Here is a 20,451-nt window from a genome sequence, read left to right as displayed (position 1 = left end):
AACCATCATGAAAAAAATAATACTATTATTACTATTTGTCACTTCACTTTTTAATTCATGCAATGATTTTATAGAAGAAGAAAGTTTATCGAATGTACCTGCAGATGAAGCTTATAAAACTGCAGTCGGTTTTCAGTTGCTTGTGAATGCCAATTATGCCTCGTTAAAAGACATCTATGGTGGAGATCCATGGCTTTTTGTAGCGGGTACAGATATGTATGCAGAGGGACGAAGCCCGGAACCTGCCGGTCTAAGCCAATATAAACAGCTTATTCCTGCTTCAGAAGGGGTAGATCAATTATATATGGCATGTTATCAGCTTATTCAGTCTGTTAATAAGACCGTTTATTATTCTGCCATTACAGAACAGAATGCTAATATTCCCGTTTTAGTTGGAGAAGCAAGATTTTTGAGGGCAAATGCCTATTTTCTTTTGGTTCAAACGTATGGTGGTGTACCTATTGTAGAAGAAAACTTCACTAATCCCACTTTACAATTTGACAGAAATTCTGCCCAAGAAGTTTATACATATATCATCAAAGAACTAGAAGCTTCATTGGCAGCTGTAGGAACGACAGCATACTCCACCAGTGGAAGGGTAAATAAAAAAGCGGTGAACGACCTTTTGGCTAAAGTATATCTTACCAGAGGCTATGAAAGTTTCGGTTCTTCTACTGATTTTGCTACAGCAGCAACTTACGCTGAAGCTGCGATTGCAGGGCAAGGTTTAATTATTCTTCCATCTGAATTGTTTTATCCAGGGAATGACCTGAATGCAGAAACTATTTTCTCTGTACAGTATAATTTTAATTCAACATCAAGCTCCCCTACTACATTAGGAAATAAGCAGTTCTATTATTACAGCTCATATCTTGGAGGTGCAGAAACTAATGGAAGCGCACCCCTGAGAAGTTACAACCTTTGTCCGACAACATATGCTTTAAATTTATTCAAACAAGGTGATTTAAGATGGGACGCTACGTTTATGAATGTGGTGTATGAAAAGTATTATGATTTCTTCAGAGTAGCGGATAAATCAACTCTTAAAATTAAACATTTTTATGAACCCATGTGGTACACTGCTGCAGACAAAACAGCCTGGATGACTGCTAATTCAACAAAACTTGCAACCGGATTTGTTTATCATGATAAAGGAACATATGACGCTGCTTATACCTTAGTTAAGAACCTAGATTATCAGACCATTCCGGTGAAAAAATTTGATGACCCGGCAACCACAACACCATCAAGTACAGGTCCGGTAAGCACAAGAGACATTATCGTTTCCAGATTGGCAGATACCTATCTTATTGCTGCTGAAGCCTATTTAAAATCCGGAAACTCAGCGGCAGGACTTGCGAAATTAAATGTGGTAAGAACAAGAGCCGGAGTTCCAAATGCAACACTGGCAGAGTTTGACATCAATTATATTCTGGATGAACGCGGCAGAGAAATGCTGGGAGAATATAACAGATGGTTTGATCTTAAACGTACAGGAACTCTCGTAGCAAGAGCCGTACAATATAATTATAAAATCACCAGTGCAGCCAATTTTAATGGGAATAATGGTACTCTGAAAATTTTGAGACCGATACCTCAGACCGTGCTGGATTTAAATCAAAACAAAAACTTTCCACAAAATCCGGCTTACTAAAAGCAGGATTAAAATCTAAAAAAAATCCGTCTTAGTAATGAGACGGATTTTTTTATGTATTAAAACTGCATTTCAGGAATTTCTCCTTCGATGATTAAATCTGCTTCTGTAGATTGAATAATGTGTTCAACTGAAACTCCCGGAGCTCTTTCAACAAGCTTAAATCCGGCAGGGGTAATGTCTAGAACAGCTAATTCAGTAACCACTCTTTTCACACAATTGACTCCAGTTAGAGGTAAAGTACATTTTTTAAGGATTTTACTTTCTCCTGCTTTATTCACGTGCATCATCGCTACGATGATATTTTCTGCTGAAGCTACCAAATCCATTGCACCTCCCATTCCTTTCACCATTTTTCCTGGAATTTTCCAATTGGCAATATCTCCGTTTTCAGAAACTTCCATAGCCCCAAGAATCGTCAAGTCCACTTTCTGAGCACGAATCATCCCGAAACTGAAGGCTGAATCGAAGAATGAACCTCCATCCAGAATAGTTATCGTCTGTTTTCCTGCATTGATGATGTCTGCATCTTCTTCTCCTTCGAAAGGAAACGGCCCCATTCCCAACACTCCATTTTCACTCTGAAATTCTACAGAAAGATTGTCCGGAACATAGTTAGCAACCAATGTTGGAATTCCGATTCCTAAATTTACATAATACCCGTCCTTTACTTCTCTGGAAATTCTTTGTGCAATTTGTTCTTTAGTTAGCATAGCATAATCTTATCCCGCCAAATTAGCCATTTTTTCAGAATTACGAAATAGTTTCTTTTCTTATCCTATGATAAATTTTGCATTTCAAATTGTTGTAAATTTGTGGGCCCTTAATTTTACTCATGAAAATTTTATTAAATTATTTAAAACCATATAAATGGCTGATATTAGCCTCTCTATTATTAGCTTCAATCAATCAGGTATTTTCATTGTTTGCTCCGGCTATTACAGGAAATATATTAGACAAACTGGTTACTCATCCCAACTTTTTTGATAAGGAAAAACTTCTCCCGAGAAACCTGAACGAGTACCTCTATGGAACCAATATCTATCATGGTGTATTCTATTTTTTAGGATTGCTTATCGGAACAGCGATGATCAGCCGAATTGCAAAGGCATTTCAGGATTATGTCGTGAATGTGATTATCCAGAAATTCGGAGCTAAAATATTTACTGACGGTTTAAAGCATTCTATGAGATTGCCCTTTCAGGAATTTGAAGACCAGAGAAGTGGTGAAACTCTTTCTATCCTGACTAAAGTTCGTGAAGATTCTGTGAAGTTTATCAATAATTTCATCAATGTATTTTTTGGAATTTTGGTAAGTATCATTTTCGTTTCGGTATATGCAGTTCGTTTGCACTGGACGATTATGCCGGTGTATGTCGTTGGAATTATATTTATTGCGGTAGTCACCAATTTATTAAGCAAAAGGATTAAAACCATCCAGAAAACTATTGTCACTGAAACCACCAATTTAGCGGGAAGTACCACAGAAAGTCTTAGAAATATCGAGATTGTAAAAAGTTTGGGACTGACCAATCAGGAAGTAGAACGTCTGAACAACAATACGTATAAAATCCTGAATCTGGAATTAAGAAAGGTGAAAAGCATCCGTTCTTTAAGCTTTGTACAGGGAACACTGGTTAACTTTTTACAGCAAACCATTACCTTCACTTTATTATTACTGATCTTTAAAAATATTGTAACTCCCGGACAGTATTTATCATTGATGTTTTACGGATTCTTTATTTTCGGACCAATGCAGGAAATCGGGAATATCATTATTTCTTACCGTGAAGCTCAAGCTTCTTTGAATAATTTCGACAGGGTAATGAAAAAAGAGGTTGAGCCTAAACCTGCAAATCCAAAAAAAATAGGAGCTATTGAAGAACTGGAATTTCAAAATGTTTCTTTTCAGCATCAGACCGCTCATTATAAGGCATTAAATTCTATTTCATTTGATGTAAAAAATGGGGAGACCATTGCTTTTGTCGGTCCAAGTGGCTCCGGAAAAAGTACATTAGTAAAATTACTGGTTGGTTTGTACAGACCTCAAGAAGGAACTATTTTCTATAACCATATCAACGGAAAAGAGTTTGATTTTGATGAATTAAGAAATCAGATCGGTTTTGTAACACAGGATACTCAACTTTTTGCCGGAACGATAAAAGAAAATCTTTTGTTTGTAAATCCGACAGCAACGGAAGAGGATCTTCAACTGGCTTTAAAAAAATCCAGTTGTACGGCTCTTTTAGAACGTGCTGAAAACGGGATAGAAACTGTGATCGGTGAAGGCGGATTAAAATTAAGCGGTGGTGAAAAACAAAGAATTGCCATTGCAAGAGCCTTATTGAGAAAACCTCATTTATTGATTTTTGATGAAGCAACTTCTGCATTAGACAGTATCACAGAGGAAGAAATTACAATGACCATTAAAGAAATCTCAAAGGAGAAAGAACAAATTACGGTTCTTATTGCGCATAGATTAAGCACAATCATGCATGCGGACAGAATTTATGTTCTGGAGCGCGGGCAAGTGGTAGAAACAGGTTCTCACTTACAGCTTATTGAGGAAAAAGGATTGTATTACGCGATGTGGAGACAACAGATTGGAGAACGTAAACTGACAGCAGGAATATAAATTATTAACATTTTGTATTGTAATTCTGACGAAGGAAGAATCTCTTAATATTCTTAATCTCTAAATAGATCTTAATGTTTCAAATTTAACCATTAAGTTTAGCTTAAGGTATTAAGATCATTAAGAGATTATTCATTTCTCTACGCTTCATTCGGAATAACAAAAAGTATCAATAAAAAATTACCCCGAAAATTAACTTCGGGGTATTTTATTTTTAAAAAACTGTAAGCTAAAATATTAGTCTCTTTTTCTTACCGTTCTCTGTTCTATTCTTTTTTCAAATTTCTCACCCTGAAAAATCCTTTGAATCATAATTCCCGGAATGTGAATCTCGTTCGGATCCAATTCTCCAGGTTCTACCAATTCCTCAACTTCTGCAACAGTAATTTTTCCTGCTCCCGCCATCGGATGGTTAAAGTTTCTTGCCGAGCCTTTGAAAATAAGGTTTCCTGCATGATCTCCTTTCCAGGCTTTTACGATTGAAAAGTCTGCTTCGTAGGCATGTTCTAAAATATGTGGTTTTCCTTTGAAATCTTTTACTTCTTTTCCTTCTGCTACTTCAGTTCCGTAACCTGCCGGTGTATAGAAAGCAGGAATTCCCGCCTGAGCAGCTCTGCATTTTTCCGCTAAAGTTCCCTGAGGTGTCAATTCTACATCCAATTCACCAGAAAGCATTTGTCTTTCAAATTCTGCATTTTCACCTACATAAGAAGAAATCATCTTCTTGATCTGTCTTTTATGAAGCAATAGTCCTAATCCGAAATCATCAACACCCGCGTTGTTTGAAATACAGGTAAGATCTTTTACATCACTATCTACCAATGCATTAATCGAATTTTCAGGAATCCCGCAAAGACCAAATCCTCCCAACATCAGCGTCATTCCGTCCTGAATTCCTTCAATGGCTTCTTTTGCATTTTTTACTCTTTTATCTATCATTATTATAGTATTAGATTTTCAGTTCTAAATTTAAACATTTTTGTGAAACCGCGAAAACTACTTTATATATGGTATTACTTTAAAATAAGACTTTCCATTTGAACCATTAAGAGAATGAAGGGATTAAGATCAATTAAGGAAAAACAATATTGTCACTAATTTTATTGAAAAATATTATGTAAGGTATTGGTTTTTATATAAAAAAGTTATATTTTTGCATCCTGTTATTCAACCTCTGACGATCAACGTGTAAGTTGCTTAGCTTTAACATTTTATTTATTAATAATGGATTTATTAAAGTACGTACAAGAGAAGTACATTGCTAAAAAAGAATTCCCTGAATTCAAAGCAGGTGATACAATTACTGTGTATTACGAAATTAAGGAAGGACAAAAAACAAGAACTCAGTTCTTCAAAGGAACAGTTATCCAATTAAGAGGTACTGGTTCTACAAAAACTTTCACTATCAGAAAAATGAGTGGAGATGTAGGTGTTGAGAGAGTATTCCCAATCAACATGCCAGCTTTACAAAAAATTGAAGTTGATAGAAGAGGTAAAGTTAGAAGATCTAGAATTTATTACTTCAGAGACCTTAGAGGTAAAAAAGCTAGAATTAAAGACGTTCCTTACAAGAAATAATTCAGACAACAATACATACAAAAAGAGACTGTTTACTTTAAACAGTCTCTTTTTACTTTTAATAAGCTCTCTTCTATTCAGTTATTTAATAAAATCATACAGCGCATTCCAGAATTTGTTATAGACTTCTATATGCGGAAGATGTCCTACATTTTCAATCTCAACTAATTTTGAACCAGCAATCTGCTGCTGGGTTTTCTTTCCCAATTCCTGATATTGCCCCATTTTTGGCTGTAGTTCTTTCGGCGCTCTGTCTTTTCCTATTGCCGTTCTATCTCTTGTTCCGATAATTAATAAAGTCGGAGTTTTGATATTTTTAAATTCATAACAAACCGGTTGGTTGTAGATCATATCCGAAGTTAAAGCCGCATCCCAAGCTACTTTTGGATAATCTGAATGCAATGTCCAGCCTGCAATCAAATCAAGCCAGGGTTGATATTCATCTTTCCATTTATTATCATAATAGAACCTTAACTGATAATTTTTATACGTCTCAGCTGTATTTTTAAGTTCTGACTGATACGCTTGATCTATCGTTTGATACGCTGCAAAAGTTTTATAATCTTCTAATCCGATTGGATTTTCGAGAATTAATTTCTGAACTCTTTCAGGATACAACAACGTGAATCTAGTTGCTACCATTCCCCCCATTGAGTGTCCTAAAACAATAGTTTTATCGATTTCAAGTTCATCTAAAATAGCTTTTGTATTCTCCGCCAATTGCGAAAATGAAAACTGATAGCTTTGTGGCTTTGAAGATTTTCCAAATCCAATCTGATCAGGAATAATCACTCTAAAACCTTTGTCTGAAAGATCTTTTGCAGTTCTTTCCCAATAGGCTCCATTAAAATTCTTCCCGTGAAGAAGCATTATTGTTTTTCCGTTTGAAGTTTTTGGCTGTACATCCATATACGCCATTTTCAAGTTGTTATTCTGAGATTTGAAATTGAGAAAATGGACTTCATAAGGATATTTATATTCCGTAAGGTCCGCATCTAAAGGTTTGACCTGAGAAAAAACAAAATTTGATGCAATCGATAGCATTAAAACAGCAGCAACATTCTTAATTTTTTTCATACTCATTATTTTAAACATTAAAATTAAAAAACCGTTCCCAAAGAAACGGCTTAGAATGTATTAATTATATTTTTTTTAAGATAATTCTGCTACTTTATATTCTTTCTGTCCTGGCAAATTCATTAAAACAATTGCAAAAAGAATTAATGCAATTCCAATCCATTGAATGAATACGACTTCTTCGCCCAGCAAAACAAAAGCCATTGTTACAGAAACAGGAAGCTCTAGTGAGGAAACAATACTTCCTAATCCCAATCCTGCATTTGGAAAACCTATATTAAATAAAATCGGAGGAATAACCGTTCCAAATAGCGACAATATCAAACCATACTTCCAAAGAATTGAATAATCAAAAGCGCGGATGTGTTCCGTATTCTCAGTAAAGTTGAGATAAACCGACTTCAACCCATCAATATGTAAAGGTCCGATCTGAGCAAAAAATAAAAATGCAAAAATGACTATAGATCCGCCACAAAGCATTATAAAACTTTTCCTCAAAACCGGAAGATGGGTTGCCAATGTATTGGATGTGAACATAGTTAAAGTATAAGAAGATGCCGCCATTAATCCCCAGAAAACACCTTTCCAGTCAAGCTCTATTTTTGAATTGATTAGATTTGTTGCTAAAACAGTTCCTATTAAAACAATGATTACGGATAGTATTTTTCTTGCATTGGGTAATTTTTTAGTCATAAAACTTTCAACCACCACACTGAACCAAACCGACTGCATCAATAAAACAATAGCCACCGAAACATTGATATATTGAACCGCGATATAATAAAATAAGCTTGTACAGCCTAATGAAGTTCCCGCCAACATTAAATTTCTTACTTCTTTCGAACTTGGAGTTGATAACGTTTTTTTAGAAGTTGTAGTTTGAATAAGATTTAAAATTAAAAGCCCAACTAATCCTAATACAAACTGAGAGGTGGTAACTTCTGATGTGGTATATCCATCCTGATAAGCAAGCTTCACAAATGTAGCCAACATACCATATATACTGGCTCCGACACCTACAAATAAAACCCCTTTAAAAATATTTTTCTTCTTCATAATTCATTTTTTGAACAGCCTGCAAAGGTAGGATATAATAATTAAAATTTTCGCTGATAAAACCATTATAGATAAAAAAAATCGCCGTGAGCAAAGCTCACGGCGATTTTTTTTATTCAGTTATAAAATTGATTATTTTTTAACGATAACTTTTGAAGCTGCGTCAATACCAATCCCTTTTACTTTTACAATGTACGTTCCGGTCGTTAATCTTTCTGTTGAAATTGATTTCTTCTCTTCCGGCGAAATTTTGTCTTCTGAAGAAACTAATTTACCAGACATATCATAAATTTCCACATTTACTTTTCCTAAAGTATTGCTTGGGAAATTGATAAAGAATTCATTCTTAGCAGGATTTGGATAGATTGAAATGCTATTAGCTTTAACAGATTTAACTTCGTCAGTTCCTAATACACAATCCGCAGGTACTGTCAAATCTTCTACCTGATCATTGATACTTGTTTTAGTTCCAGCAGAAGCATTTACTCCTAATCCTCTTTTTGCAAAAGTTCTCCAGATCATACATCTGTCAGCTCCTCCTGTAGTTGCCTGATCAGCAGCTAAAATAGCATCTCTCCCATCAATAAATGTAGGGTTACAAATCTGAAGTTTTAACGCATCAGTAACAAGTTGTAAAACTCTAGAGCTACCATTTGTCGTATTTGACATCACATCTGAAGCATATCCATATTTAGAAACATATTGCCAATGTAGATCCCAAAGCATTGTAGCCCAAACAAAACCAATAGAGTGTACATCAGGAACCAGAACACCATTTGAGGTATATTCCATTCCATTAGTATCTGTATAAGTATAATCATTAATTGTGAAATCAGGAGAATACTTAGCAGGTCTGATTCCCCCACCCGTTGTTGACTGTCCTACAGCATATGTACCAATTCCTCTTGCAACAGAAGCATTATCTCCCGCTTTATTTGTTAACATTAAAGCAAAGAAGTCTGACCAACCTTCTCCCATCTGTTCTTTATCAGAACTAGAGTTTAAACAACCAACTCCCGTACCTGTCAACCTGTTTGAAATTCCATGTCCATACTCATGAGCAATAATTCCATTATCAAAATCTCCATCTGGAGTGATTATAGTGGATGGATCATTTTTTAAAGTTACATTCACCGTGGTATTAGCGGATAACTGTGTCTTTATATACTGTCCTTCTGTATTACCTATAAAGACTGAAGGTATAGTGATCGTAGCATCCGTCCCGGACATACTTAAGAGAGTATCTCCATTGGATGCATCATTGTAAACAATTGCTGCAATAGCTCCTGCATTTTGTACATTTTTTACTTTTACAGTAAAAGCACAAGTCCCTCTTTCTACCAAACCAATCTTACCGGTAAGCGAACCAGCAGCCAAAGCTGTACAACCATCTATAACTGAAGCCAATTGAACATTCCCAGTTACTCCTGTAGAAGTAAGAGCACTACCAAACTGCGCTGAACCAGCTCCCGGCTGTCTTGGAATCGCTACAGAGGGCGCATTATAAAAAAATAATCTAGGAGCTGTAGCTGACCAAAGATACATCTGCATTCTCGGTTTACTTCCATCTGCCGGGGAAGCAAAGTTTGCATTATTAGTTCCTCCGCCGTCTTGTGCCTCAGCATTTACATAATCATTTCCAACACCTCCAAGCCCAAAATTTGTATTTTGAAAATTTCTCGAGGCAGGTGTGAAACCAAATGCATAAAAAATATCATGCATTTTATTATTCATATAAAATAAATTTGTCACTGCCGCACTTTGATTAGTCAAATAATCGGCATAGATATTAAAAGGGTAGTCAAAATTTCTAGAAGCTCCCCCATCAGGTGAAAAACCAGGAGCATTTGAAGCTAAAGTATCTTCATAAGCATATGCATTATTACCTCTAGTGATTGTATAATGAGTCGTTCCATCATAATGCCATCCTTCCGGTGAAGCTGTTAAATTCCAAGGATTACTAACAATAGCTCTAGACCCAAATGTAGGTGCCTCAAGCTGTAAAGGAAAAATATTATAGGACGCATTGTCCGGTACTAAAAATAAAAATTTATTACTTTCCCCATTTAAAGGTCCTATGAAATCATTTCCTAAAGATATATCAGTGTGTGAAAAAGCATCATCATGGAAATTACATGATAAGTTCAGATCTATCTTACTAATAATATTTCCATTAGTTGCATCCACTAAAATATTCCAATAGTTTGAAGCATCGGGTTCAGGAAGAGAAAATTGATAAGCCAATTTCAAAACACCACTATCCTCCATATAAACTAAACGTTGTTTAGCAACATGACCCACTTCTGGCTCAGCATCAAAGAAACCCAAAATCGGGTAAGCCGTAATCTTTTGTTTTTGAAGATTCTCTGAAATCTTCTGAAGAGCAACAGTTTTGCTAATTCCCGCGTTGTTTGCAACTGAAGAATTATAATCCTTCAAAAATGTATCTGTATAATAAATTATTTTATTATCTCTTATAAGAGCTGTACCTTCTGCGTTATATACAGGAATACCATTATAAGTTTGTTGAAACTTCACAACACTTCCATTTAAGGATTTTGAAGTGTCAACATTATCAATAATCAGATTAACAAGATCAGACTTTTTATACTCTCTTAATTTATTTTGAGAAATATAATCTTTAATTAGCTTCTCATTATCCTGAGCAAATAAATTTGAAGAAAAAACCGCAGATACTGCAAACAAAAGAGGTAAAACTATTTTTTTCATATACACTAATAAAGGCGCTAATTTACAAATAATTCACATTCAATTCTTATTTCATTTAAAATAATTACAAAATAATATGATTATTTTTCTTATTTCACAATTATCTCTAAAATGTGAATTTACAAATACTTTAAAACGCTCTATTTTTCTCAGTTTAAAGCATAAAAAAGCCACTCAAATGAGTGGCTCAATATTTCAAATGTGATGAAGATTATTTACCTTCTTCCATTTTTCTTTTCAATTCTGCTAAAGCATCGATGTCTCCAAGAGTTGATCTTTCTTCGTTGTTTGAAGAAGAAGATATATTTCTAGAAGCAGATTCTTTCACATTTTTCTTCTCTTCGTCTCTGAAGATACCTGTATGAGAAACAACTACTCTCTTGAATTCTTTGTTGAATTCGATTACTTTGAACTCAGCAGTTTCACCTTTCTTGATTTTAGATCCATCTTCTTTCTCTAATAATCTTGAAGGGCAGAAAGCTTCAACTTCAGCATCTTCGAATTGTACAGAAGCTCCTTTATCGTGAACTTCTACAGCAGTTCCTGTGTGTACAGTTCCTTCAGCATATTTAGTTTCGAATGCATCCCAAGGGTTGTCAGTCAATTGTTTGTGACCTAGAGATAATCTTCTAGCTTGGATGTCTAGTTCAAGAACTACAACATCTAATTTATCACCAACTGCACAGAACTCAGATGGGTGTTTGATTTTCTTAGTCCAAGAAAGATCAGAGATGTAGATTAATCCGTCGATACCTTCTTCTAACTCTACGAATACACCAAAGTTAGTAAAGTTTCTTACAGTTCCTACATGCTTAGATCCTACAGGATACTTAGCTTCGATGTTTTCCCATGGATCTTTAGATAATTGCTTGATACCAAGAGAAATTTTTCTTTCTTCTCTGTCTAAAGTAAGTACTTCAGCTTCTACCTCATCACCTACTTTTACAAAGTCACCTGCAGATCTCAAGTGAGTAGACCAAGACATTTCAGAAACGTGGATTAATCCTTCTACACCTGGAGCGATTTCTACGAATGCACCATAGTCAGCAAGAACTACTACTTTTCCTTTTACTTTGTCACCTACTTTCAAGTCAGCAGAAAGAGCATCCCAAGGGTGAGCTTCTAATTGCTTCATACCCAATTGGATTCTTGTTTTCTCATCATCAAAGTCAAGGATAACAACTTTTACAGTTTGTCCGTCCTCAAGGATTTCAGATGGGTGGTTCACTCTAGACCAAGAAAGGTCTGTAATGTGGATCAATCCGTCAACACCTCCTAAGTCAATGAATACACCATAAGAAGTAATATTCTTAACAGTACCTTCAAGAACTTGTCCTTTCTCTAACTGAGCGATGATTTCTTTTTTCTGACCTTCGATATCTGCTTCGATCAATGCTTTGTGAGATACTACTACGTTTTTGAACTCAGGGTTGATTTTCACAACTTTGAACTCCATAGTTTTACCTACGAACTGATCGTAATCTTTAATTGGCTTAACGTCAATTTGAGAACCTGGTAAGAATGCTTCGATTCCGTGTACGTCAACGATCATACCTCCTTTAGTTCTAGATTTCACAAAACCGTTTACGATTTCTCCAGTTTCGTGAAGTTCATTTACTTTATCCCAAGCTTTAAGCGTTCTAGCTTTTCTGTGAGATAATTGTAACTGACCTGTTTTGTCTTCTCTTCTGTCAACCATTACTTCAACCTCATCACCTACTTTTAGGCCTTGGTTGTAACGGAATTCGTTAAGAGAAATAACACCTTCAGATTTGAAGTTGATGTCTACGATAGCTTCTTTGTCAGTTAATCTTACAACTCTACCAACTAAAACGTCATTATCGTTTAGGCTGTTCAAAGATCCGTTGTAGATTTCTTCTAAATCGCTTTTTTCTTTTCTCGCATCTGCATCAAGACCTGATTCGAAAGAATCCCAATCAAATTGTTCTGGTGCTACGTTTTGGTTTAAAATAACCTCTGCTGAATTTGTCTCTTTTGACATTTTCTAATAAAATTTGTATTCCTTCTTTTTTAACGGTTTGATCAATGCGGATTAAAAAATACGGAAGTAATTAATTATAAGTAATTTACTCTTCAAACCTTCTCGCCACAAAAGTGGGTGCAAATATACAATATTTATTTAAGATAAGCAACATTCAACACATTCTCCAATTTAATTGTAATTGATTCATATTCAATAATATAAAAACGGGTCCGAAAAGAAATTCGGACCCGTCTTGAAAGAATATATAAAGTAAAAAGTGAAAGACAAAAACTTAAAAATTATATCGCAGACCTAGCTGCGCTTGAAATCTCGATGCAAACTGATCAATTGTATAAGGCAATCCTGGTGTAGTAAAGTTATAGGTAGGATCTCCTGCTCCAGGTTGCCCCGTCGCTACATTTCCTACTTTAGTCAATCCTACACTTGCTGTTGAGTTAAAGGTATTCGGAACAAAATACACTTTACCCCAGTTTTTATTCATAAGATTAGTAATATTAATGATGCTTAACGAAATCTGAATGGTATTTTTAGATTTCTCGCTTAGTCTGATTTCATCCATAATTCTGAAATCTGCCTGAATATTCCAAGGAGTGAAATCTCCGTTTCTTTCTGTAAAGGTTCCTCTTCTGCTGCTGAGATATTTGTTACCATTTACAAATTTTTCGTAATCCGCAATCTGCTGTTGTGCCGTTACAACCACATTCCCCGATGCATCTTTTATAGGAACGATATATTTTGCTGCTTCAGCTGCATCTTTAAAGATATAGGCCAAACCTGCCGCTTGTCCCGTATTGGCAATCGTACTGTTTACAAATCCCCAAGAAAACGGATTTCCTGATTGTGCATTGAAATAAACATTGGCCGATAATCTGTTTGACTGAGAAAGATTTAATCCATATCCAAGATTAGCAACCACTCTGTTTTTGATCGCAAAGTTTGAAGTCGTAAGTTTCGGATCATTCGGAGTCAGAGACTGGTTCATTTGCCAGTTACTTTCCATTGAGTTTCGGATACCGTTGGTAATATCTTTTGCATCTCCGTAAGTATAAGCAACGAAGAAGTTAAATCCAAAATTATACGATTTGGCAAGCTGGGCCGTCACATTATACCGGTATCCTTCTTTCGTATTGGAAAGCATATAGGCATTTGAGAAATTACTGTTGATATTGGTAGTATATATCGGCATTTCATGATTCACATCATAGCTGTAATAAGTTACATTATCCGTTTTGTTCACCTGCTGGAATTTCAGATCATACAATACTTTCGTATAAATCCCCTCTAAAGTAAATTTATATCCGGAAAGTGTATAATCCAGTGCCAATGAACTTCTCCAGACTCTCGGCATTTTAAAATTGTTATCAATAAGATCTACCTGAACTTTCGAAGAATTCTGCCATTTCGGGAAGTTTGCGCTTACCAACGGATCTCCGTTAGCTGCAAGCTGTGCAGATGTAGGAGCATTGTAATCGTAGCTTCCGAAACCTACCCCGTCATTATAATAAGCATAACCTAACCATGCGAAAGGAATTCTTCCCACAAAAATTCCGGATCCTCCTCTCAATACTAAAGATCTGTTTTCTGTAAGGTCTAAATTAAATCCTAATCTCGGAGATAAAGTAGGCTTGTTAAGATAATCATTGGTAAGCTGCCCCAGAGGAGTATATGTGTAAGTATTTCCATAGAAAGCATCTTGAGGAGAGTTTTTCACGGCCGGGCTTAAAAGCGGCTTGTTCGGTAAATCCGTATAATCTACTCTCACCCCTGGAGTTAATCTTAATCTTCCCCAGTTGATCTCATCCTGAAAATACATCGAAAGCAAATTCACTTTATAACTCGCATAAGGATTATCAAATAAATTGTTTCTGTTTTCTCCACTGAGAGAATAAGTACCTCTTATTCTTGCAGGATTTGAATTTAAGAAATCATTTAAGCTTTTGTAAGAAATTCTGCCATTAAGAGCATTTACAAAACCATAATCGATATTGTACAGCTCATTATGAGTACCTAGTAAAAATGTATGATGTCCTTTTTTGTATGTTAAATTATCTGTAATCTCAAAAGTCTTCTGCTTCATATTGAAGACTGTAGCCTCCCTGTCATTCCCTAAAAGGATTGTTCCTCCGTTATAAGCTATTTCCACCTGTGGGAACATCGCATTTTCAGAAGTTGGATCTCTGTAATCATGAATGGATGAATATCCTACAACTAAATTATTATTCCATTTATCATTAAAACGGCTTTTTAACTCAAGAGTTGTAGTAGAAGTAGTATTCTTCTGCACAAAATCCATGCTTGAAAAACGGAAATTAGCTCCGTCTCTTTCAAGATTGGAAGCCTGTGAGAACACCGTATTGTTTTTAATGGATAACGTATGTTTATCATTAATTTTCCAATCCAATTTATTGAAAAGCTTCGAGCTTTCAGAGAAATTGCTGTAGTCATTGAAACTGCCTACATTGAAATTATATTTATTTTTTACAAAATCAGCAATCTGCTGAGCAACTCCATCATTAATTAATGCATTCGACTGATTTGCATTATAAAAAACAGGATCCGTTCGTTTTGTATATTCTATATTAGAGAATAAGAATAACTTATCTTTTACAACAGGCAATCCTACTCTTCCTCCATAAATAAAATCTTCAAAAGAACTCGGCATTTTAGAATTGTCTCCTACCCTGTTATTTCCTGTAATAGAAGCATTACGGCCATACATATATAAAGATCCTTCCACATTGTTACTTCCGCTTCTTGTTACTGCATTTATACTTCCTCCAAGAAAATTCCCAAGCTTCACATCATAAGGAGCGATATATACCTGAACATCCTGAATAGCATCCAAACTGATAGAATTGGAACGCGTGCTGCTTCCCGGCATTCCCGAAGTTCCTGTCTGACCTCCCAAAGACGGGCTGAAACCAATCGCATCATTATTAATAGAACCGTCAATCGTCACGTTATTATAACGGAAATTGGTTCCGTTAAAAGAATTATTGGCACTTTGAGGCACAAGCTTCGTAACATCCTGAATCCCTCTGTTGATATTGGGAAGACCTGAAATCTGTGCCTGGGAAATCCCCACTCCAAATTTTGTATTCGCTTTCTTGGAAGTCAGCTTTACTTCATCAATCACTTTCTCCTTATCTTTTACCTCCACTACCGGCAGATCATTATTCCCTAAAGAAAGCTGAACATTATTATTGGAATAAACCACATGTGAACCGTCAGAGATTTCGATCATATACGGACCTCCCGGCTGTAAATTATCGAGACTGAACTGCCCCTTACTGTTACTTTTGGTTTCAAATGTACTGTTGGTAGGAATGTGTATTACCTTCACAGTCATTTCAGAAGTTGTTCCTTTTAGCCTGCCGAATATCTTAGAGCTTGTTTCCTGTGAAAAAGCTAAACTGAAAGATAAAAATGCAATGGCACAGATTATTCGTTTCATTTTTTTAATACTTCAAATTTTCACGACAAAATTATCCTCAATAACTTTTCAACAGGTTAACATACAGATAACATTACATAACAAAATATTTAACATTTTCTTAAAAAAAAATTAAAACCAATCCGGATAAATAAAAATAAGCAACGCGAAAATCCATATCTAAAGGCATTTTAAAGAAAAACAAGCAGGAGTTAGTTTATTAAGCGTATGTTAACAAAATATTACCCAATCATGCACACCATCTTCATTTAGTAATTCTTACTAATCTTTAAATGCTTTACCTTTGCAAAATGGAATTAGAATCTATTTACAAAAAACTGCAGATTCAGGAAATGAATCAGATGCAGAAATCTACATATAAAACAACTGAAAATAAACAGGACGTTGTGTTGCTCTCTCCTACCGGGTCAGGAAAAACACTGGCTTTTTTATTTCCTGTTCTCCGAAACTTAAAGAAAAATGTTTCGGGAATTCAAACTTTGATTCTGGTTCCCGCGAGAGAACTGGCTTTGCAGATTGAACAGGTTTTTAAAGCAATGGGAACGGATTTTAAAGTTTCGGTTTGCTATGGAGGTCACGACAAAAAAATTGAAGTCAATAATCTGATTGAAGCCCCCGCAGTTTTAATCGGAACACCAGGAAGAATTGTCTACCATTTAAGAAATAACAATTTTGATCCTAAAACCATTCAGACATTGGTTCTGGATGAATTTGACAAAGCTCTGGAACTTGGTTTTCATGAAGACATGGAATTTATTTCCAATTCATTGAAAGGGCTTTCTCAAAGAATATTAACGTCTGCAACCTCGATGGACGAAATCCCGGCATTCACAGGATTAAAAAATGAGAAAATCATTGACTTTTTAAAATTAAATGAAGCAAAACCGGATATTCAGTTAAAAAAAGTGATGACCATTTCGGAAGAAAAACTGGATACACTTTTTAATTTGATCTGTAAAATCGGGAATAAAAGAACGTTGATTTTCTGTAATCACCGTGAAGCTGTTGACCGTATCTCCGAACTTTTACGTGAAAAAGGAATCGACAGAGAAACGTTCCACGGCGGGATGGAACAGGACGAAAGAGAACGTGCTTTACTGAAATTCAGAAACGATTCGGCAAGAATTTTAATCACTACAGATTTAGCAGCAAGAGGATTGGATGTTCCTGAAGTTGAATCCATCGTTCATTATCAATTGCCTCCGAAAGAAGATGCTTTCATCCACAGAAACGGCCGTACCGCAAGAATGAATGCAAAAGGTTTTGCCTATCTTATCATGACAGAAGACGAAAATTTCCCTTTTATCAAAAATAATACTCCTGAAGAAAGTGTTACAGGATTTAATAAAGTTCCTGAAAAAACACCTTTCCAAACGATTTACATCAGTGCAGGAAAAAAAGATAAAGTGAATAAAGTAGATATTGTTGGATATTTACTTAAAAAAGGAGAACTTCAAAAAGAAGATGTCGGCTTGATCGAAGTAAAAGACACCACTTCTTATGTTGCCGTTTCAAGAAATAAAGTGAATGCTCTCTTGAAAAAACTAAGCAATGAAAAACTGAAAGGTAAGAAAGTGAAAATGGAAATTGCTTATTAATTAAGGTTAAGGTTGAGATTAAGGCTAATTTTTTTCAGCCTTAATCTCAACCTTAATATTTACTTCACTCCTTTCACCTTAGTAGGCAAAACATATACAGCTTCCGAAGCGGTAATAAACAGAACATTACCATTTTCCCCTCCGAAAGTTACATTGGAAGTCCATTTTTCAGGAATTGGAATCTGATAGATTTTCTTTCCTTCTCTGTTGAAAACAGAAACTCCATTTCCTGTTAAATAAAGATTTCCAAATTTATCCAGTGTCATTCCGTCTGAACCCATTTCACAGAAAAGTTTCTTTTCAGAAAGCTTTCCTTCACTAAGGATATCATACACATACGTTTTTCCGGCATCAATATCTGAAACATATAATTTTTTTAATTTTTCACTTCCTATAATTCCATTCGGCTGAGTGAACGTTTCCAGTTTTGAAATTTCACCTTCTTTATTTCTGTAGTATAGGTTTTTCTGCGGAATTTCCTGTTTAAAATTCACCCAATAATCTCTTTCATATAAAGGGTCTGTAAAATACATCCCTCCGAAAGAGTCTATCCACAGATCATTCGGACCATTCAGTCTTTTTCCTTCAAAACCGTTTGATAAAACTTCTATCTTTTTATCTTTTGAAATTTTCCATATCTCCCCCTGATCGTCTGAACATGTAATTAAATTATCATCTTTATCGAAATACGTTCCGTTTGCCCTTCCCGTTTTATCTAAAAACTCAACAATTTTATTCGTTTTCCAATCCCAGTAATAAATTTTATCATTAGGCTGATCGGTGAAATATACATTCCCATTTTTATCCGAAGACGGACCTTCCGTAAAGCTGAACTGATCAGAAACTTTTTCGGGCTTCACACCATCATAAAACATTTTGTTACTATTTACTGATTTACAACTAAGTAATACTAAAACCAAACCAACCCAGCCGGTTTTCAATATTTTTTTCATTCTACACATAATTTTTGACAGGTACAATTTACAACATGTATCATCGGATTCAAAGATTATTTTTTCATTTTGAAGCATTAAACTCAATATTTAAAAATGTCCGAATAATACTATTTAAGAAGAAGATAATATTAGTAATAAAAGCATTTAATTGAGAGATTTGCAGGAACAGAAACAACTAAAATATTCAGTTGAAAAATTTTTAGAATGAGTATTTACTCAAACAAAAAAGCATTCTGTACAGCATATAATACAACTTTCAATACGATGAATATACAATCCGACAACCTCCAGCCGACAGAATTAGATTATGAAGACTTCAGAAATTCGGTGGGAACGATGGATCAATCCGGAAAGAGAAAATGGGTATTTCCAAGAAAACCAAAAGGGAAATACACCAACTACAGAAATTATACAAGCTATTTTTTACTGGCTCTATTTTTTGGAATACCCTTTATTAAGATTAATAATAATCCTGTTTTCTTGTTCAATGTTATCGACAGAAGGTTTTTCATTTTCGGGCAGCCCTTTTATCTTCAGGATTTTTTTATTCTTGCATTAGGTGCTGTGACTTCAGTTATTTTCGTTATGCTTTTCACCGTTGTTTTTGGAAGAATATTTTGCGGATGGCTTTGTCCGCAGACTATTTTTATGGAAAGCGTTTTCAGAAAAATTGAATACTGGATTGAAGGTGACCGAAATAAACAGATGAAACTCGACAGACAGGAATGGGATGCTGAGAAAATCAGAAAAAGAATTATAAAATGGTCCGTTTTTGCTTTAACATCGGTGATTATTACCAATTTCATGTTCATGTACATTGTAGGCTATGAAGAAGTCTTTAAGATAATCACAGAAGGACCTTTAGATCATTCTTTAAAATTCTTGGGAATGGTCGGTTTTGCCATCGCTTTCTACTTTACTTTTGCTTGGCTTCGTGAGCAGGTTTGTACACTTGTTTGTCCGTACGGAAGACTTCAGGGGGTTTTGATTGATAAACAAACGATTAATGTGTATTATGATTTCAAAAGAGGAGAAAACCGCTCTAAATGGAGAAATAATGAAGACCGGAAAGCTGTTGGAAAAGGAGACTGTATCGATTGTCATCAATGCGTTGTAGTTTGCCCGACAGGAATTGACATCCGAAACGGGCAACAATTGGAATGCGTGAATTGTACCGCCTGTATCGATGCCTGTGATGAGGTCATGGAAAAAGTAGGACTTCCAAAAGGCTTGATTCGCTACGCTACAGAAGCAGAAATTGAAAATCAGGAGAAGTTTAAGTTTACATCAAGAATGAAAGCCACCGCTGTATTTCTTTGTCTGCTCATTGGGTTTCTAGGTTTTCTAATGTATGACAGAGGAACAATGGAAGCGAAATTCATCAAACCTGCAGGTTCCACATTTTTTATAAAGAACGGAAAAATCACGAATTCTTTTATTTACACCTTATTAAATAAAACAAATGAGAAAAAAGTATTAACCTTAAAAGTAGTCGCTCCTAAAAACGGTGAGATTGATTTTTTCGGACCAAGTAAAATTATTTTAAAAGGAGATCAGATTTTAAAAGGAAATATCAATATTACTTTCCCAGAAAAGGACATACAATTCTCAAAACAAAATATGACCATCGGCGTTTTTGATGAAAAAGGGGAAATGGTAGATTCTTTTGAAACGATATTCGAAGGACCTTTTAAACTTTTATTATAGC

13 protein-coding genes are annotated in these 20,451 nt (G+C 35.2%); 5 read left to right on the top strand and 8 right to left on the bottom strand.

Translation table 11 applies throughout. The features are described from left to right. The first annotated feature begins 7 nt into the window (after window positions 1-7). Window positions 8-1,654 carry a RagB/SusD family nutrient uptake outer membrane protein gene (locus JI747_RS00550; protein ID WP_225685515.1) on the top strand — a complete coding sequence of 549 codons (1,647 nt, stop codon included), beginning with the start codon at window positions 8-10 and terminating at the stop codon, window positions 1,652-1,654. 59 nt (window positions 1,655-1,713) lie between these two features. Here JI747_RS00550 and JI747_RS00545 read toward each other — a convergent pair whose 3' ends face one another. Then, a complete protein-coding gene (locus JI747_RS00545) occupies window positions 1,714-2,367 on the bottom strand; it encodes a CoA transferase subunit B (protein ID WP_039366139.1) in 654 nt (217 codons plus the stop codon). Window positions 2,368-2,489: 122 nt separating this feature from the next. On the opposite strand from JI747_RS00545, the gene JI747_RS00540 reads away from it, so the two are divergent. Beyond that, the gene (locus JI747_RS00540; RefSeq protein ID WP_225685514.1) at window positions 2,490-4,289 is read left to right on the top strand and encodes an ABC transporter ATP-binding protein; all 1,800 of its coding nucleotides are present in this window, start codon (window positions 2,490-2,492) and stop codon (window positions 4,287-4,289) included. 237 nt (window positions 4,290-4,526) lie between these two features. Here JI747_RS00540 and JI747_RS00535 read toward each other — a convergent pair whose 3' ends face one another. Then, window positions 4,527-5,228, bottom strand: a complete 702-nt coding sequence (locus JI747_RS00535) for a CoA transferase subunit A (RefSeq protein WP_225685513.1) — start codon at window positions 5,226-5,228, stop codon at window positions 4,527-4,529. A gap of 285 nt (window positions 5,229-5,513) precedes the next feature. Between JI747_RS00535 and rplS the strand changes: the two genes are divergently transcribed. Further along, the gene (rplS, locus tag JI747_RS00530) at window positions 5,514-5,867 is read left to right on the top strand and encodes a 50S ribosomal protein L19 (RefSeq protein ID WP_039366149.1); all 354 of its coding nucleotides are present in this window, start codon (window positions 5,514-5,516) and stop codon (window positions 5,865-5,867) included. Window positions 5,868-5,948: 81 nt separating this feature from the next. On the opposite strand, the gene JI747_RS00525 is transcribed toward rplS, so the two are convergent. The 5 genes from JI747_RS00525 to JI747_RS00505 all read right to left on the bottom strand — a co-directional run bounded on the left by JI747_RS00525 (window position 5,949) and on the right by JI747_RS00505 (window position 16,189). Continuing rightward, the gene (locus JI747_RS00525; protein WP_225685512.1) at window positions 5,949-6,944 is read right to left on the bottom strand and encodes an alpha/beta fold hydrolase; all 996 of its coding nucleotides are present in this window, start codon (window positions 6,942-6,944) and stop codon (window positions 5,949-5,951) included. A gap of 75 nt (window positions 6,945-7,019) precedes the next feature. Further along, entirely contained in the window at window positions 7,020-8,000 is a 981-nt protein-coding gene (locus JI747_RS00520; RefSeq protein WP_225685511.1) for an EamA family transporter, read from the bottom strand. A 132-nt stretch (window positions 8,001-8,132) separates the two neighbouring features. Continuing rightward, complete coding sequence (locus JI747_RS00515) at window positions 8,133-10,730, bottom strand: T9SS-dependent M36 family metallopeptidase (protein WP_225685509.1); 2,598 nt, start codon at window positions 10,728-10,730, stop codon at window positions 8,133-8,135. Window positions 10,731-10,941: 211 nt separating this feature from the next. After that, window positions 10,942-12,732, bottom strand: a complete 1,791-nt coding sequence (gene rpsA, locus JI747_RS00510) for a 30S ribosomal protein S1 (protein ID WP_225685508.1) — start codon at window positions 12,730-12,732, stop codon at window positions 10,942-10,944. Window positions 12,733-13,006: 274 nt separating this feature from the next. Then, window positions 13,007-16,189: a TonB-dependent receptor gene (locus JI747_RS00505; protein ID WP_225685507.1), complete on the bottom strand. Its 3,183-nt coding sequence runs from the start codon at window positions 16,187-16,189 to the stop codon at window positions 13,007-13,009. 290 nt (window positions 16,190-16,479) lie between these two features. Between JI747_RS00505 and JI747_RS00500 the strand changes: the two genes are divergently transcribed. Next, the gene (locus JI747_RS00500) at window positions 16,480-17,787 is read left to right on the top strand and encodes a DEAD/DEAH box helicase (RefSeq protein ID WP_225685506.1); all 1,308 of its coding nucleotides are present in this window, start codon (window positions 16,480-16,482) and stop codon (window positions 17,785-17,787) included. 59 nt (window positions 17,788-17,846) lie between these two features. On the opposite strand, the gene JI747_RS00495 is transcribed toward JI747_RS00500, so the two are convergent. Next, a complete protein-coding gene (locus tag JI747_RS00495) occupies window positions 17,847-18,740 on the bottom strand; it encodes an SMP-30/gluconolactonase/LRE family protein (RefSeq protein ID WP_225685505.1) in 894 nt (297 codons plus the stop codon). 267 nt (window positions 18,741-19,007) lie between these two features. Between JI747_RS00495 and ccoG the strand changes: the two genes are divergently transcribed. Continuing rightward, window positions 19,008-20,450, top strand: a complete 1,443-nt coding sequence (gene ccoG, locus JI747_RS00490; RefSeq protein ID WP_225686773.1) for a cytochrome c oxidase accessory protein CcoG — start codon at window positions 19,008-19,010, stop codon at window positions 20,448-20,450. The last annotated feature ends 1 nt before the right edge of the window (window position 20,451 follow it).

Source organism: Chryseobacterium tagetis (genome assembly GCF_016735585.2).
Lineage (GTDB): Bacteria > Bacteroidota > Bacteroidia > Flavobacteriales > Weeksellaceae > Chryseobacterium > Chryseobacterium tagetis.
The sequence above is the reverse complement of the archived record's forward strand: the minus strand, read 5'-3'. Positions and strand labels throughout refer to the sequence as shown.

Bases quoted from the DNA above. Each gene is read 5' to 3' on its own strand.
- JI747_RS00550 (WP_225685515.1), top strand. From the start codon at position 8: ATGAAAAAAATAATACTATTATTACTATTTGTCACTTCACTTTTTAAT.
- JI747_RS00545 (WP_039366139.1), bottom strand. From the start codon at position 2,367: ATGCTAACTAAAGAACAAATTGCACAAAGAATTTCCAGAGAAGTAAAG.
- JI747_RS00540 (WP_225685514.1), top strand. From the start codon at position 2,490: ATGAAAATTTTATTAAATTATTTAAAACCATATAAATGGCTGATATTA.
- JI747_RS00535 (WP_225685513.1), bottom strand. From the start codon at position 5,228: ATGATAGATAAAAGAGTAAAAAATGCAAAAGAAGCCATTGAAGGAATT.
- rplS (WP_039366149.1), top strand. From the start codon at position 5,514: ATGGATTTATTAAAGTACGTACAAGAGAAGTACATTGCTAAAAAAGAA.
- JI747_RS00525 (WP_225685512.1), bottom strand. From the start codon at position 6,944: ATGAAAAAAATTAAGAATGTTGCTGCTGTTTTAATGCTATCGATTGCA.
- JI747_RS00520 (WP_225685511.1), bottom strand. From the start codon at position 8,000: ATGAAGAAGAAAAATATTTTTAAAGGGGTTTTATTTGTAGGTGTCGGA.
- JI747_RS00515 (WP_225685509.1), bottom strand. From the start codon at position 10,730: ATGAAAAAAATAGTTTTACCTCTTTTGTTTGCAGTATCTGCGGTTTTT.
- rpsA (WP_225685508.1), bottom strand. From the start codon at position 12,732: ATGTCAAAAGAGACAAATTCAGCAGAGGTTATTTTAAACCAAAACGTA.
- JI747_RS00505 (WP_225685507.1), bottom strand. From the start codon at position 16,189: ATGAAACGAATAATCTGTGCCATTGCATTTTTATCTTTCAGTTTAGCT.
- JI747_RS00500 (WP_225685506.1), top strand. From the start codon at position 16,480: ATGGAATTAGAATCTATTTACAAAAAACTGCAGATTCAGGAAATGAAT.
- JI747_RS00495 (WP_225685505.1), bottom strand. From the start codon at position 18,740: ATGAAAAAAATATTGAAAACCGGCTGGGTTGGTTTGGTTTTAGTATTA.
- ccoG (WP_225686773.1), top strand. From the start codon at position 19,008: ATGAATATACAATCCGACAACCTCCAGCCGACAGAATTAGATTATGAA.